This is a genomic window from Streptomyces sp. CA189 (genome assembly GCF_056428985.1).
In genome coordinates, this window is the sequence record NZ_JBWJVM010000005.1 from 39,391 (window position 1) to 54,921 (window position 15,531).

The following is a 15,531-nucleotide window of genomic DNA, read 5'->3' on the forward strand; positions in this document are numbered from 1 at the left end:
TCCTTGTGGGCACGCGGCCACTGCGGCGGCGGACAAGGAGAGTTCGGTGGACAAGCACGAAGGTCGTGATGCCGGAACGATCCGGCTGGACGACCCCTGGTACGACGCGCTGGCCGTCGGTTGGGGCGAGGGCGACGGTGCCGGCGCGGGCGAGGGTGCCGACGGAGCGGCGGGCGGCACAGCGGAAACGTCACCGCCGAGCTCCTCCCCAGGTGGCGCGCCCGCGCGCGCGGCGTCCGACATCTACCTCGAAGTGCAGCGCAGCGCCGCCTTCCAGGAGGTGCGGGGCCGCTACCGGAGGTTCGTCGTCCCCGCGACCGCCGGCTTCTTCCTCTGGTACGTCGCCTACGTGATCGCCGCCACCACGGCACCCGGCATGATGGCCCGGCCGGTGTTCGGGTCCGTCAACGTGGCCCTGCTCGCGGGTCTCGGCCAGTTCCTCAGCACCTTCCTCCTGACCTGGGCCTACGCCCGGCACGCCCGGCTGCGGCGCGACCGCGCGGCGCTGGACCTGCGCTGGACGGTCTTCGAGCAGGAGCAGGTCCGCCGGGCGGACGCCGGGGAGCGCACCCGGGCGCGGGGGGCGGGCCGGTGACCACCGAGCACCAGACCCTGGCGCTGCTCCTGTTCAGCGTCTTCATCGCCGTCACCCTGGGCATCACCACCTGGGTGAGCCGCAACCGGCACGGTTCGGCAGAGGAGTTCTACGCGGGCGGGCGGCTGTTCTCCCCGATGGAGAACGGTTTCGCCATCGCCGGCGACTACATGTCCGCCGCCTCCTTCCTCGGCATCTCCGGCCTCATCGCCCTCTTCGGCTACGACGGCCTGCTGTACTCGGTGGGCTTCCTCGTCGCCTGGCTGGTCGTCCTCTTCCTCGTCGCCGAACTCGTCCGCAACTGCGGCCGGTTCACCCTCGCCGACGTGGTCGCCGCGCGGATGAGCGAGCGGCCGGTGCGGATCGCCGCCGGGACCTCGTCAGTGGTCGTCTCCGTGCTGTACCTCGTCGCGCAGATGGTCGGCGCCGGCAGTCTGGTGGGCCTGCTGCTCGCCGATTCGGGCCGGACCGCACGGACGTTGACCGTCATCGGGGTCGGTGCGCTCATGGTGATCTACGTGTCCTTCGGCGGCATGAGGGCCACCACCTGGATCCAGATCGTCAAGGCCGTGCTGCTGATGGGCGGGGCGATCACCCTGACGGTGCTCGTGCTGCTGCGCTTCCACGGGAACTTCGACCAACTGCTCAGCAGCGCCGCCGAACGCAGCGGGCACGGCGACCGGTTCCTGGGCCCCGGGCTCAAGTACGGCGGCGACTGGACGTCCCGCTTCGACTTCATGAGCCTCGGCCTCGCCCTGGTCCTCGGGACGGCCGGGCTGCCGCACATCCTGTCGCGCTTCTACACCGTGCCCACGGCGCGGGCGGCCCGCCGGTCGGTGGTGTGGGCGATCGGGCTGATCGGAGGCTTCTACCTGATGACCATCGTGCTGGGCTTCGGCGCGGCGGCCCTGCTCGGGCCGGAGGAGGTCAGGGCCTCCAACGCCTCGGGGAACACGGCGGTTCCGCTGCTCGCGGCCTTCCTGGGCGGCGGGGCCGACTCGACGGGCGGCGCGGTGCTGTTCGCCTTCGTGGCGGCCATCGCCTTCGCGACCATCCTCGCGGTGGTCGCGGGGATCACCCTCGCCTCTTCGGCCTCCGTCGCGCACGACCTGTACGCCTCGCTCAAGCGCCGCCACGCCCGTCAGCGCAGCGAGGTGGCGGTGGCCAGGGTGGCGGCGGTCGGGATCGGGGCGGTGGCGATCGCGCTGGGTCTGCTAGCCCAGGACCTGAACGTGGCCTTCCTGGTGGGTCTGGCCTTCGCGGTGGCGGCCTCGGCGAACCTGCCGGTGCTCCTGTACTCGCTGTTCTGGCGCGGGTTCACCACGCGGGGCGCCGTCTGGTCGGTGTACGGGGGGCTGCTCCCGGCCGTGCTGCTGGTGGCCCTGTCACCGGTGCTCTCCGGCAGCCCCGAATCCCTCTTCCCGGGCGCGGACTTCCAGCTCTTCCCGCTCCAGAACCCGGGCATCGTCTCGATCCCGCTGGGCTTCCTGGCGGGCTGGCTGGGCACCGTGACCTCGGCGGAGGAACCGGACGAGCGGCGGCACGCGGAGACCGAGGTCCGCGCACTGACGGGGGCCGGGGCGGTGTAGGTCCGGCGTGGCGGGAGAGCGGGCCCGGCTGCCCGGCGTCAGCCGGCCGTGGGCGGACGCCAGGCGTAGCGGTGTTCCGGGCGGCCCGTTTCGCCGTACCGGAGGGCGAGGACCACGCGGCCGGCGCGGTCGAGGAGCTTGAGGTAGCGCTGGGCGGTCTGGCGGCTGATGCCCGCGCGGTCGGCGATCTGCTGGGTGGAGAGCGGGCCTTCGGCCGCGCGCAGGATCCCGCGGACCAGGTCGGCGGTGGTGGGGGAGTGCCCCTTGGGGAGGTCGCTCGGGGCGTCGGCGCCGGCCGCGGCGAGGGCGCCGAAGATCCGGTCCACCTCCGCCTGTTCGGCCTCGCCGCCCGTGTCCAGGGTGCGGCGCAGGGCCCCGTAGGCCTCCAGGCGGGTGCGCAGGCCCGCGAAGGTGAAGGGCTTGACCAGGTACTGGAGGGCGCCGAGGCGCATCGCGGCCTGGACGGTGGCCAGGTCGCGGGCGGCCGTCACCATGATCACGTCGGTGCGGTGGCCGCGCTCGCGCAGCCGCCGGACCAGGTCGAGGCCGTTCTCGTCGGGGAGGTAGTGGTCGAGGAGGATCAGGTCCACGGGGCGGGAGTCGAGGAGCACCAGTGCCTCCGCCGCGGAATGGGCCTGGGCCGACACGCGGAAGCCGGGAACCTTGGCCACGTAGGCCGCGTTGATCCGGGCAACACGCGTGTCGTCGTCGACGACCAGTACGTCGAAGTCGCTCATCGCAGGGCCTCCGGGAGCACGACGGAGAATTCCGCCCCGCCGTCCGCCGATTCTCCGGCCCGGACCGTGCCGCCCTGCCGCTCGGCCAGGCGCCGCACCAGGGCGAGGCCGAGCCCGCGTCCGCGGTGGGCTCCCGCCTGGGGCTGTTTGGTCGACCAGCCCTCGGTGAAGATCTCCTCCCGTCGCGCCACCGGGACGCCGGGGCCGCTGTCGCGGACCAGCAGGACCGCCGCGCGGCCGTCCGCCCGGATGTCGACCTCGACCAGCGGCGCGGGCGAGCCGACCGCGGCGTCCAGCGCGTTGTCGACCAGGTTGCCGAGGATGGTGACCAGGCCTCCCGGGTCCACGAGGCGGTCGGGCAGCAGGGCCGAATCGGCCAGCCGCAGCGGGACCCCGCGCTCCGCGGCGACCGTTGCCTTGCCCACCAGCAGGGCGGCGAGCAGTGGGTCGTGCACCTTCTCGGTGACCTGCTCGGCGGTGCTGCGGTGCACGCCGACCACCTCCGTGACGAACTCCACGGCCTCCTCGTACAGGCCCAGTTCCAGCAGGCCGAGGAGGGTGTGGAGCCGGTTGGCGTGCTCGTGGTCCTGGGCGCGCAGGGCGTCGATCAGACCCTTGGTGGAGTCGAGCTCGCGGCCCAGGTGCTCCAGCTCGGTGCGGTCGCGCAGGGTGGCCACGGCTCCGCCGTCCTCGGTGGGCATCCGGTTGGCGACCAGCACCCGGGGGCCCTGGACGGTGAGCAGGTCGCGGCCGGTGACCCGGCCGGTGAGGACGTCGGTGGTTCGGCCCGCGCCGAGTACCTCGTCCAGCGCGCGTCCCGCGACGGCGGCGGCGGCCTCGGGGGCGAGCCCCAGCAGCCGGGCGGCCTCGTCGTTGACCAGCCGGACCCGGCCGGCCCGGTCGAGGGCGATCACGCCTTCGCGGATGGAGTGCAGCATCGCCTCGCGTTCGGCGAGCAGGCCCGCGATGTCGGAGAAGGCCAGGTCGCGGGTCTGCCGGTGGATCCTGCGCGAGAGCAGGTAGGCGGCGAGGGCGCCCGCCGCCAGGGCGCCGCCCGCGTACGCGAGCAGCCCCGGGATGGCGCCGAGCAGGCGGCCCTGGACGCTGTCGTAGGCGATGCCGACCGAGACGGCGCCGACGATCTCGCCGTCGGCGGCGAGCAGGGGGACCTTGCCGCGTGCGGAGCGGCCCAGGGTGCCCTCGTCGATCTCCATGACGTCGCGGCCCGCCAGGGCGTCGCCGGGGTCGGTGGAGACGGGCCGCCCGATGCGGTCGGGGCTGGGGTGCGAGCGGCGGATGCCGGCCAGGTCCAGGACCACCACGTACTCGGCGCCCGTGGCCGAGCGGATCCGCTCCGCGGAGGCCTGCACCGGGCTGTCGGGCGAGGGGGCCGAGCCGAGGAGGCCCGCGGCCAGGGAGGGGTCGGCGGCGGCGCTCTGGGCGATGGCCAGGGCGCGCCTCATGGCCTGGTCGTCGAGCTGCGCGCTCAGCGGGGCCAGGAAGAGGCCGGTGGCCAGGGCGAGGACCCCGGCGGCGATGGCCAGCTGGGTCAGCAGGATCTGGGAGGCGGCCCGTCGGGGGAGCCCGAGGCGCCGAGCCCTCATGTGGAGGAACCGCATCTAGGAACGGTAGGGCGATTCGGGCGTAAGTGGAATGTGAGTCTCTCACGCAAATGGCTTGCGTTATTTGCGCCCAGCTTGCGCAAGCGATGACGGCATGAAAGTGCGGTCGGGGAGGTAGACGACTCGGCAAAGCTCTGCAACTCTCGCACCGCACACTGCAAATTCCTATCTCCCATGGTTCAGAAAGTTCATGTCGAGGGACGAGGACATATGAGAAGGCACAACTGGAGATGGCGGACCCTGGCCGCCTTGATCAGCACGGCCCTGCTGATGCTGGGCTGGCCCGCTCTGACCGCCGTGGCCGCCGGCGGACCGAGCGTCTCGGCGGGCAGGCCCGCCACGGCGAGCAGCACCAACGGCGCCTACGCCGCCGGCAACGTCACCGACGGCAACCAGTCCTCGTACTGGGAGAGCGCCGGCAGCACCCTCCCGCAGTGGGTGCAGACCGACCTCGGAGCCACCACCCGCGTCGACCAGGTGGTGCTCAAGCTCCCCGCCTCCTGGGAGAGCCGCAACCAGACCCTGTCCGTCCAGGGCAGCGCCGACGGCACCAGCTTCAGCACCCTGGTGAGCTCGGCGACGTACACCTTCGGCCAGGGCGCCGGAAACGTGGTCACCATCGGCTTCCCGGCCACCCAGGCCCGGTACGTGCGGATCGACATCACCGCCAACACCGGCTGGCAGGCCGCCCAGCTCTCCGAGCTGGAGGTCCGTGCCCCCGGTGACTCCGGGGCCAACCTGGCCCTCGGCAAGACGCTCACCGCGAGCAGCAGCACCCAGGTCTACGCGCCGGGCAACGCCAACGACGGCAACGCCGCCAGCTACTGGGAGAGCGTCAACAACGCCATGCCCCAGTGGCTCCAGGCCGACCTCGGCTCCTCCGTCCGCGTGGACCGCGTGGTCCTCAAGCTCCCCGAGAACTGGGGCGCCCGTACCCAGACCCTCAAGATCCAGGGCAGCGCCAACGGCACGGACCACACCGACCTGACGGCGTCCAAGGCGTACGAGTTCAACGCCGCCGGCGCCAACACGGTGGCCGTCACCTTCGACGCCACCACCACCCGCTACGTGCGGGTGTGGATATCGGCGAACTCCGTGCAGCCCGGCGGGCAGCTCTCCGAGCTGGAGGTCTACGGCCCGACGACCGGCGACACCCAGGCCCCGACCGCCCCGACGGCGCTCGCCTACACCGAGCCCGCGACCGGCCAGATCAAGCTCACCTGGAACGCCGCCACCGACAACACGGGCGTCACCGGGTACGAGGTCTACGCCAACAACCAGCTGCGCACCAGCGTCGCGGGCAACGCCACCACCTACACCGACACCCAGCCCGCCTCCGCGAGCGTGACCTACTACGTCCGGGCCAAGGACGCGGCGGGCAACCAGTCGGCGAACAGCAACAGCGTCACCCGCGCCGGCGACACCGGCGACACCCAGGCCCCGACAGCCCCGGGCGCCCTGGCCTTCACCGAGCCGGCCTCCGGCCAGATCAAGCTGGCCTGGCAGGCTTCCAGCGACAACGTCGGCGTCACCGGCTACGAGGTCTTCGCCAACAACGTGCTGCTCACCACGGTCGCGGGCAACGCCACCACCCACACCGACACCCAGCCGGCCACCGCCACCGTGAGCTACTTCGTCCGGGCCAAGGACGCCGCGGGCAACCGCTCCGGCGACAGCAACTCCGTGACCCGCAACGGCAGCGGAGGCACGGGCGGCTCCAACCTTGCCGTCGGCAAGCCCATCGTGGGCTCATCCGTGATCCACACCTTCGTCGCGGAGAACGCCAACGACAACAGCACCTCGACCTACTGGGAGGGCGCCGGCGGCGCCTACCCGAGCACCCTGACCGTCAAGCTCGGGTCCAACGCCGACGTCGACCGCCTGGTCCTCAAGCTCAACCCGGACAGCAGCTGGGGCACCCGCACCCAGAACATCCAGGTGCTCGGCCGCGAGCAGAGCGCCTCGGGCGTCACCGGCCTGGTGGCCGCCAAGGACTACGTCTTCAACCCGGCCTCCGGTTCCAACACCGTCACCATCCCGGTGAACGCCCGGGTCGCGGACGTGCAGCTGCGCTTCACCTCCAACACCGGCTCCTCCAACGGCCAGATCGCCGAGTTCCAGGTCATCGGCGTCGCGGCGCCCAACCCGGACCTCCAGGTCACCGCGGTGAGCGCCGCCCCGGCCGCCCCGGTCGAGTCGGACCCCGTCACGCTGTCCGCCACCGTCAAGAACAGCGGCCCGGCCCCGGCGGCGGCGACCTCCGTCTCCTTCCAGCTCGGCGGCTCGAAGATCGCCTCCGCCAACGTTCCCGCGCTGGCCGCCGGAGCCACGGCCACCGTCACGGCCGGCATCGGCCCGCGCGACGCGGGCAGCTACCCGCTGAGCGCGATCGTCGACGAGGCGAACACGGTCATCGAGCAGAACGACACCAACAACAGCCTCACCGGCTCCCCGCTGGTGGTCCGCCCCGTCGACAGCTCGGACCTGGTGGCCTCGTCCGTCGGCTGGTCGCCGAGCGCCCCGTCCGCCGGTCAGGCCGTGGAGTTCTCCGTCACGGTCAAGAACCAGGGCACCGTGGCCGCCGCCGCGGGCACCCACAACGTCACCCTCACCCTGCAGGACGCGGCCGGCGCCACCGTCCGTACCCTCACGGGATCCTTCAGTGGCGCACTCGCCGCCGGTGCCTCCTCGGCCCCGATCGCCCTCGGCGGCTGGACGGCGGCCAACGGCAAGTACACCGTCAAGGTGGTCCTCGCCGACGATGCCAACGAACTGCCGGTCAAGCGCGCCAACAACACCTCCGCCAAGCCCTTCTTCGTCGGCCGCGGGGCGAACATGCCCTACGACACCTACGAGGCCGAGGACGGCGTGGTCGGCGGCGGCGCCAACGTCGTCGGCCCCAACCGAACCGTCGGCGACATCGCCGGCGAGGCCTCGGGCCGCAAGGCGGTGAACCTGGACGCGACGGGCGAGTACGTCGAGTTCACCACCCGGGCGGCGACCAACACCCTGGTCACCCGCTTCTCCATCCCGGACGCCCCGGGCGGCGGCGGCATCGACTCCACCATCAACGTCTACGTCAACGGCGTCCTCAAGAAGGCCCTGCCGCTGACCTCGAAGTACGCCTGGCTCTACGGGGCCGAGGCCGGCCCGGGCAATGCGCCCAGCGCCGGAGCCCCGCGGCACATCTACGACGAGGCCAACATCCTCCTCGGCGAGACCGTCCCGCAGGGCAGCAAGATCCGCCTCCAGAAGGACGCGGCGAACACCACCACCTACGCGATCGACTTCGTGAGCCTGGAACAGGCCACGGTCATCCCGAACCCCGACCCGGCGACCTACACGGTGCCCGCCGGCTTCACCCACCAGGACGTGCAGAACGCCCTGGACAAGGTCCGCATGGACACCACGGGCAAGCTCGTGGGCGTCTACCTGCCGCCGGGCGACTACGCCACGGCGAGCAAGTTCCAGGTGTACGGGAAGGCCGTGCAGGTCGTCGGCGCCGGGCCGTGGTTCACCCGCTTCCACGCCCCGTCCTCGCAGGACAACACCGACAACGGCTGGCGCGCGGAGGGCACCGCGAAGGGCTCGTCCTTCACGGGCTTCGCCTACTTCGGCAACTACACCTCGCGCATCGACGGTCCGGGCAAGGTCTTCGACTTCTCCAACGTGACCGACATGACCATCGACAACATCTGGAACGAACACCAGGTGTGCCTCTACTGGGGCGCCAACACCGACCGGATCACGATCAAGAACTCGCGGATCCGCGACACCTTCGCCGACGGCATCAACATGACCAACGGCAGCACCGACAACCTCGTGACCAATATCGAGGCGCGCTCGACGGGTGACGACAGTTTCGCGCTGTTCTCCGCCATCGACGCGGGCGGCGCGGACATGAAGAACAACGTCTACGAGAACCTGAGCGCCATCCTGACCTGGCGCGCGGCCGGTGTCGCCGTCTACGGCGGCTTCGACAACACCTTCCGCAACATCTACATCGCCGACATCCTCGTCTACTCGGGCATCACCATCAGCTCGCTGGACTTCGGGTATCCGATGAACGGATTCGGGACCGACCCGACGCTCTTCGAGAACATCTCGATCGTCCGGGCGGGAGGCCATTTCTGGGGGGCGCAGACCTTCCCCGGAATCTGGATCTTCTCGGCGTCCAAGGTGTTCCAGGGAATCCGGATCAACAATGTGGACATCGTCGATCCGACCTACAGCGGAATCATGTTCCAGACGCAGTACGTCGGCGGCCAGCCGGTCAATCCCATCAAGGACACCATTCTGAAGGACATCACCATCACGGGGGCGAAGAAGAGCGGTGACGCCTTCGACGCCAAGTCCGGGTTCGGTCTCTGGGCGAACGAGATGCCCGAGGCGGGACAAGGGCCGGCGGTGGGCGAGGTGACCATCCAGAACCTGAGGATGAGCGACAACGCCGTGGACGTGCGGAACACGACCTCGACGTTCAAGATCAACCAGCTGCCGTAGCGGGCGGCCGGAACTGGGAAACGAGGGCGGCGGGGCATCCCTTCGGGGTGCTCCGCCGCTCGCCGCCCGGAGATCGGCCGGGGCCGGTGGGACGCGGGGGGTTCCGCGCCGGATTCCGATGGGCCAAACTGGCCGTAATCGAACTGCAAGGAACTTGCATTGTTTGCGCTACTCTTGCGCTCATGACGCGACGACTTGCTCAAGTGGCGAAGAAGGTGGGGGTCAGCGAGGCAACGGTCAGCCGGGTGCTCAACGGCAAGCCGGGCGTCTCGGAGGCGACCCGCCAGTCCGTGCTCACCGCCCTGGACGTCCTCGGCTACGAGCGCCCCACCCAGCTGCGCGGCGAACGCGCCCGGCTGGTCGGCCTGGTCCTGCCGGAACTCCAGAACCCGATCTTCCCGGCCTTCGCCGAGGTGATCGGCGGCGCGCTGGCCCAGCAGGGGCTGACCCCGGTGCTCTGCACGCAGACCACGGGCGGGGTCTCCGAGGCCGACTACGTCGAGCTCCTGCTCCAGCAGCAGGTGTCCGGCGTCGTCTTCGCCGGCGGGCTCTTCGCGCAGGCCGACGCCCCGCACGAGCACTACCGGCTGCTCCACGACCGCAAGGTCCCGGTGGTGCTCATCAACGCCTCGATAGAGGACCTCGGCTTCCCCTGCGTCTCCTGCGACGACGCCGTCGCCGTGGAACAGGCCTGGCGCCACTTGGCCTCCCTCGGCCACGAGCGCATCGGCCTGGTGCTGGGCCCGCCCGACCACATCCCCTCCCTGCGCAAGCTGGTGGCCGCACAGGCGGTCGCCGCGGCGGCCGGCACCGAGCTGCCCGACGCGCACGTGGAGCGGGCGCTGTTCTCCCTGGAGGGCGGCCACGCGGCCACGTCGAGGCTGCTGGACCGCGGGGTCACGGGCATCATCTGCGCGAGCGACCCGCTGGCCCTGGGGGCCATCCGGGCGGCCCGCCGGCGCGGGCTGGACGTGCCCCGCGAGGTCTCCGTCGTCGGGTACGACGACTCGGCCTTCATGAACTGCACCGAACCCCCGCTGACCACCGTCCGGCAGCCCATCGAGGCCATGGGCCGGGCGGCCGTGGAGCTGCTCACCGCGCAGATCCAGGGGGCCGCCGTGCAGCCCGGCGAGCTGCTCTTCGAGCCCGAGCTCGTGGTGCGGGGCTCCACCGCGCAGGTCCCGCGCCCCCGTCCGGCGTAACGCCCCGCCGGGCTCCGCCGAGTCCGGCCCCGGTCACCGGGCCCCACAGGGCCCCGAAACGTCCCGCTGACGTTTCGGGGCCCTGTTTTGCGTTCCCCATCCGAGCCGTCCGGCGCTCTGCTGCCAATCTCTTGCGAAATCTGCGCGAGATATTGCGTTCACCTGTAGGTGGTGGTTGAGTGTGCCGCGCTCGCCTCCTTACACGCCCCACGCCCCACGCCTCCTGCTCGATGCTCGAAGGGGACCACCGATGAGAACCAACATCCGTCGCACCACCGCGACCGCCCTCGTCTCGGCGCTCGCCGTCACCGCCCTCGCGGCCTGCGGCACGAGCAGCAGCGGGGACGACACCAAGAACCAGCCGTCCGGCGGTTCCACGGACGCCTCCGCGCCGCTCGACCCGAAGACCAAGGTCACCCTCTCCATCGACTGCATGCCGCCGGCGGCGAAGGCCGCCGAGCTCAAGCAGTGGAAGGAGGACGTGGCGGAGTTCAACAAGACCTACCCGAACGTCACGATCGACGGCCGCTCCACCCCCGGCCAGTGCCTGGAGCCCCCGCGGTTCACGGCGATGCTCAAGGCCAAGTCCCAGCCGGACGTCTTCTACGCCTACTTCACCGACCTCAAGCAGGTACTGGACAACGACGGCGCCGAGGACATCTCCGCGTACGTCACGGCCAAGACGGTTCCGGGCATCGACGACATCGACAAGAACGTCGTCAACACCCTGAAGCAGGACGGCAAGCTCTACGGGCTGCCCACCAGCAACTACACGATGGGCCTGCTGATCAACCGCAAGCTCTTCCAGCAGGCGGGCCTCAACCCCGACCAGCCCCCGCGCACCTGGGACGAGGTCCGCGCGGCCGCCAAGAAGATCGCGGCGCTCGGCAACGGCGCCGCCGGCTACGGCGAGTACAGCGTCGAGAACACCGGCGGCTGGCACTTCACCGCAGCCATGTACGGCATGGGCGGCGACGTAGTCGGAGCCGACGGCAAGGCGGCCTTCAACAACCCGACCGGCAAGCAGCTCGTGGACAACCTCCACGCCATGCGCTGGGAGGACGACAGCATGGGCAAGACCCAGCTGCTCAAGTGGGGCGACCTGCAGAAGCAGATGGCCTCGGACAAGCTCGGCATGTTCCTCGCCGCGCCCGACGACATCACCTACATGGTCCAGCAGCTCTCCGGCAAGTACGAGAACTTCGGCATGGGCCCCATCCCCGGCGGCGCCGCGACGCTGGCCGGCGGCAACGGCTACATGATCAAGAAGGGCAGCTCGCCGGACAAGGTCAAGGCCGCGATCGCCTGGCTGAACTTCAAGACGCTCGCGGTCGGCAAGGGGCAGTTCCAGTACGACCGCTCCAAGGCCGACGGCCTGCCGGTCGGGCTTCCGCAGCCCGCCTTCTTCACCGGCGCCAGCAAGGCCAAGGACGACGAGCTCAAGGCCGCCAGCGCCACCATGCCGGTCGCCAACTTCAAGTCCTTCCTGGACAACCCCGTGGCCGGCAAGGCCGAGCCGGCGAAGGCCCAGGAGGTCTACAAGGTCCTCGACAAGGTGATGTCGGGGGTCCTGACCAACAAGGACGCCGACTCGGCGCAGCTCCTCGCGGAAGCCGAGAAGGCCGTCAACCAGGTGCTGGCCAACCAGTAGCGGTCCCGGGGCGCGTCCTGGCCGGGGGAGGTCCGGGCGGCCTCCCCGGCCGGACCCGCCCGCAGGCCCCGTACCCCGCACATCGATGGCGACGACCCACCCACCAAGGAGCGAGCGGCGATGTCGGCTCCCACCCTGCCCGGTACCTCCCGCGAGGAATTCGCCCGGGCGTTCAAGCGGAACCTCTCGGCCCACGGCTTTCTGATCGGCGCCGTCCTCTGCTTCTCCTTCTTCTCCTGGTACCCGATGGTCCGGGAGTTCCTGCTGGCCTTCCAGAAGACCGAGGGCGGAGCCGTCCAGTGGGTCGGCTGGGACAATTTCCGCTACGTCTTCAACGACCCGGCGTTCTGGCAGGCCTGGCGCAACACCCTGCTCTTCAGCGGGCTGGCACTGCTCCTCGGCTTCGCCGTCCCGTTCGTGGTCTCGATCGTGCTCAATGAATTCCGGCACGCGCAGGGCTACTTGCGCCTGCTGGTCTACCTCCCGGTGATGATGCCGCCGGTGGCCTCGATCCTGCTCTTCAAGTACTTCTACGACCCCGGTTACGGGGTCTTCAACAGGATTCTGGAATTCCTGCACCTGCCGGCGCAAGACTGGCTGCAATCCACCGATACCGCGATGCTCTCCGTCGTCACCGCTTCCACGTGGATGAACATGGGCGGCGCCACCCTGATCTACCTGGCTGCCCTCCAGGGCGTCCCCGGGGAGCTCTACGAGGCGGCCGAGCTCGACGGAGCCGGGGTGCTGCGCAAGATCTGGCACGTCACGATCCCGCAGACCAAGCTCATCCTCTCGCTGATGCTGCTCATGCAGATCATCGCGACGATGCAGGTGTTCGTCGAACCGTTCATGCTCACGGGCGGCGCCGGCCCCGAGGGATCGACCACCACCGTCGTCGTCCTCATCTACCAGTACGCCTTCAGTTTCAACCAGTACGGCGGCGCCGCGGCCCTGGGCCTGTGCCTGCTCGTCCTGCTCGCCGGCTTCTCCGCCGTGTACGTCCGGCTGAGCCGCGACAACGAGAACTGACGGGAGCACCTCACATGTCAGAGCGCACGCTGATATCGCCGGCCCAACTCGGCCGCACCCGGGGCAAGATCGCCTACTGGACCGTCCTGGCCGTGGTCGTGATCGGCTTCACGGTCGTCTTCCTCGGGCCCCTCTACTGGATGGTCGCCAACGGCCTCAAGAGCACCGCGGAGTTCACCCAGGTCCCGCCGACCGTGGTGCCGGACTCCCTGCACACCGAGAACTACTCGGCGGCCTGGAACGTCATGGACCTCGCCAGGCTGCTGTTCAACACCCTCTACTACGCCTTCGGCGCCCTCGCCTTCCAGCTCGTCCTCGACGTGGCCGCCGCCTACTCGCTCTCCAAGCTCCGGCCGGTCTTCGGCAAGGCCGTTCTCGGCATGATGCTGGCGACCCTGATGATCCCCGCCACCGTCCTCGTCGTCCCGCAGTACCTCACGGTCCTGGACATGCCGCTCATCGAGCGGAACCTGCTCAACACGCCCTGGGTGATCTGGCTGCCCTCGGTCACGAACGCCTTCAACATCTTCCTTCTGAAACGATTCTTCGACTCCATCCCCGGCGAGATCCTCGATGCCGCCGCCATCGACGGAGCCTCCTCCCTGCGCACCCTGCGCTCCGTGGTCCTGCCGATGTCCCGGCCCGTCCTCGGCGTCGTGTCGATCTTCGCCGTCGTCGGGGTCTGGAAAGACTTCCTCTGGCCCATGCTCACCCTCCCCGACCCGGCCCTGCAGACGCTCAACGTGGGCATCTACTCACTCGCCAGGGGAGTGCCCGAGAACCATCTCGTGGCCGCGCTCGCGATGGCCTCGGCGCCCACGCTCATCATCTTCCTGATCTTCCAGCGCAACATCATGAGCGGCCTGACGGCAGGCTCCCTCAAGGGGTGAGCACCACCCCGCACCGCCGCAGTGCCCGGTCGCCCCCCGTGAAAGACCGCTGTGACAAGACCGCCGTGAAAGGACCCTTCCGTGGCTGACTTTCCCCTGCCCGAAAACGCCGCCGACTGGTGGCGCTCGGCCGCCATCTACCAGGTGTACGTACGGAGCTTCGCCGACGGCGACGGGGACGGCACCGGTGACCTCGTGGGCGTCCGGGCCCGCCTCCCCTACCTGGCCGAACTGGGCGTCGACGCGCTGTGGTTCACCCCCTGGTACCTCTCCCCGCTCGCCGACGGCGGCTACGACGTCGCCGACTACCGCACCATCGACCCCGCCTTCGGCACCCTCGCCGAGGCCGAGAAGCTCATCGCCGAAGCCCGCGAGCTGGGCATCCGCACCATTGTCGACATCGTCCCGAACCACGTGTCCGACCAGCACGCCTGGTTCAAGGCCGCCCTCGCCGCCGGCCCCGGCAGCCCCGAGCGGGAGCTCTTCCACTTCCGCCCCGGCCGGGGTGAGCACGGCGAACTGCCGCCGGGGGACTGGCCCTCGCAGTTCAACGGAGCGGCCACCTGGACGCGGGTACCGGACGGGGAGTGGTACCTGCACCTCTTCACCCCCGAGCAGCCCGACCTCAACTGGGACCACCCCGCCGTCCGCCGGGAACACGAGGAGGTCCTGCGGTTCTGGTTCGAGCGCGGAGTGTCCGGCGTACGGATCGACTCCGCGGCCCTGCTCGCCAAGGACCCGGCCCTGCCCGACCTGGCGGGCCGCTCGGCTGAGCCGTGGCCGCCCGGGCCCGGCGAGGTCCACCCGTACATCGACCGCGACGACCTGCACACCGTCTACCGCTCGTGGCGGGCCATCGCCGACGAGTACGGGGCCATCTTCGTCGGCGAGGTCTGGCTGCCGGACTCCGAGCGGTTCGCCCGCTACCTGCGTCCCGACGAACTGCACACCGCCTTCAACTTCTCCTTCCTCAGCTGCCCGTGGGACGCCGGCCGGCTGCGCACCTCCATCGAGGAGACCCTCGCCGAGCACGCCCCCGTCGGAGCCCCGGCCACCTGGGTGCTGTGCAACCACGACGTGACCCGCACGGTCACCCGCTACGGGCGCGCCGACACCGGCTTCGACTTCGCCACCAAGGCCTTCGGAACCCCCGCCGACCTGGCCCTCGGCACCCGGCGGGCGCGCGCCGCGGCGCTGCTGACCCTCGCCCTGCCCGGCGCCGTGTACGTGTACCAGGGCGAGGAACTCGGGCTTCCGGAGGCCGACATCCCGCTCGGCCGGATCCAGGACCCCATGCACTTCCGGTCCGGCGGCACCGACCCCGGACGGGACGGGTGCAGGGTCCCGCTGCCGTGGACCGCCGAGCCCTGGAACGAGCCCTGGCTGCCGCAGCCGGCGAGCTGGCCGCAGTACGCCGCGGACCGGCAGGACGGGGACCCGGCCTCGATGCTCACCCTCTACCGGACGGCCCTGGGCCTCCGCCGCGCCGCGGCCGGCTTCGGCGGCGGATCGCTGGAGTGGCTGCCCGCGCCGCCCGGGGTGCTCGCCTTCAGCCGCCCCGACGGGCTGGTCTGCGTGGCCAACCTGTCGCCGGAGCCGGTCCCGCTGCCGGCCCACACGAGCCTCCTGCTGAGCAGTTCCGCCCTGGAGGGGAACGGTCTGCTCGGGCAGGACACGGCGGTCTGGCTGCGGACCTGACGCCGCAGCCGGACC

10 protein-coding genes are annotated in these 15,531 nt (G+C 70.7%); 8 read left to right on the forward strand and 2 right to left on the reverse strand.

Annotation, left to right across the window (positions count from 1 at the left end):
* Positions 1-46: 46 nt before the first annotated feature.
* Positions 47-595, forward strand: coding sequence for a DUF485 domain-containing protein (locus AC061S_RS06100; protein ID WP_478684805.1), 549 nt, complete (start codon positions 47-49; stop codon positions 593-595).
* Positions 592-2,184: a solute symporter family protein gene (locus tag AC061S_RS06105; RefSeq protein ID WP_478684806.1), complete on the forward strand. Its 1,593-nt coding sequence runs from the start codon at positions 592-594 to the stop codon at positions 2,182-2,184. The genes AC061S_RS06100 and AC061S_RS06105 overlap by 4 nt, the downstream gene beginning before the upstream one ends.
* A 38-nt stretch (positions 2,185-2,222) precedes the next feature.
* Here the strand turns inward: AC061S_RS06105 and AC061S_RS06110 are convergent, their stop codons facing one another.
* Both AC061S_RS06110 and AC061S_RS06115 read right to left on the reverse strand, forming a co-directional pair.
* Complete coding sequence (locus AC061S_RS06110; RefSeq protein ID WP_478684807.1) at positions 2,223-2,921, reverse strand: response regulator; 699 nt, start codon at positions 2,919-2,921, stop codon at positions 2,223-2,225.
* Positions 2,918-4,540 (reverse strand): sensor histidine kinase, encoded by a 1,623-nt coding sequence (locus AC061S_RS06115; protein WP_478684808.1) that lies wholly within the window; start codon positions 4,538-4,540, stop codon positions 2,918-2,920. Before AC061S_RS06115 ends, AC061S_RS06110 begins: the two co-directional genes overlap by 4 nt.
* A gap of 213 nt (positions 4,541-4,753) precedes the next feature.
* Between AC061S_RS06115 and AC061S_RS06120 the strand changes: the two genes are divergently transcribed.
* The 6 genes from AC061S_RS06120 (at position 4,754) to AC061S_RS06145 (ending at position 15,516) form a co-directional block, all read left to right on the forward strand.
* Positions 4,754-9,046, forward strand: coding sequence for a galactose-binding domain-containing protein (locus AC061S_RS06120; protein WP_478684809.1), 4,293 nt, complete (start codon positions 4,754-4,756; stop codon positions 9,044-9,046).
* Between the two features lie 182 nt (positions 9,047-9,228).
* Positions 9,229-10,248, forward strand: a complete 1,020-nt coding sequence (locus AC061S_RS06125) for a LacI family DNA-binding transcriptional regulator (RefSeq protein WP_478684810.1) — start codon at positions 9,229-9,231, stop codon at positions 10,246-10,248.
* Positions 10,249-10,498: 250 nt separating this feature from the next.
* Entirely contained in the window at positions 10,499-11,899 is a 1,401-nt protein-coding gene (locus tag AC061S_RS06130; RefSeq protein WP_478684811.1) for an ABC transporter substrate-binding protein, read from the forward strand.
* A gap of 120 nt (positions 11,900-12,019) precedes the next feature.
* On the forward strand, positions 12,020-12,928 hold the full coding sequence (locus tag AC061S_RS06135; RefSeq protein WP_478684812.1) for a carbohydrate ABC transporter permease: 909 nt from the start codon (positions 12,020-12,022) through the stop codon (positions 12,926-12,928).
* A gap of 14 nt (positions 12,929-12,942) precedes the next feature.
* Positions 12,943-13,818 (forward strand): carbohydrate ABC transporter permease, encoded by an 876-nt coding sequence (locus tag AC061S_RS06140; RefSeq protein WP_478684813.1) that lies wholly within the window; start codon positions 12,943-12,945, stop codon positions 13,816-13,818.
* 81 nt (positions 13,819-13,899) lie between these two features.
* On the forward strand, positions 13,900-15,516 hold the full coding sequence (locus tag AC061S_RS06145) for a glycoside hydrolase family 13 protein (protein WP_478684814.1): 1,617 nt from the start codon (positions 13,900-13,902) through the stop codon (positions 15,514-15,516).
* Positions 15,517-15,531: the final 15 nt, after the last annotated feature.

What these genes read in the sequence shown, in the direction of transcription:
- AC061S_RS06110 (WP_478684807.1), bottom strand. Translation starts at nt 2,921, where the DNA reads ATGAGCGACTTCGACGTACTGGTCGTCGACGACGACACGCGTGTTGCC.
- AC061S_RS06115 (WP_478684808.1), bottom strand. Translation starts at nt 4,540, where the DNA reads ATGCGGTTCCTCCACATGAGGGCTCGGCGCCTCGGGCTCCCCCGACGG.
- AC061S_RS06120 (WP_478684809.1), top strand. Translation starts at nt 4,754, where the DNA reads ATGAGAAGGCACAACTGGAGATGGCGGACCCTGGCCGCCTTGATCAGC.
- AC061S_RS06125 (WP_478684810.1), top strand. Translation starts at nt 9,229, where the DNA reads ATGACGCGACGACTTGCTCAAGTGGCGAAGAAGGTGGGGGTCAGCGAG.
- AC061S_RS06130 (WP_478684811.1), top strand. Translation starts at nt 10,499, where the DNA reads ATGAGAACCAACATCCGTCGCACCACCGCGACCGCCCTCGTCTCGGCG.
- AC061S_RS06135 (WP_478684812.1), top strand. Translation starts at nt 12,020, where the DNA reads ATGTCGGCTCCCACCCTGCCCGGTACCTCCCGCGAGGAATTCGCCCGG.
- AC061S_RS06140 (WP_478684813.1), top strand. Translation starts at nt 12,943, where the DNA reads ATGTCAGAGCGCACGCTGATATCGCCGGCCCAACTCGGCCGCACCCGG.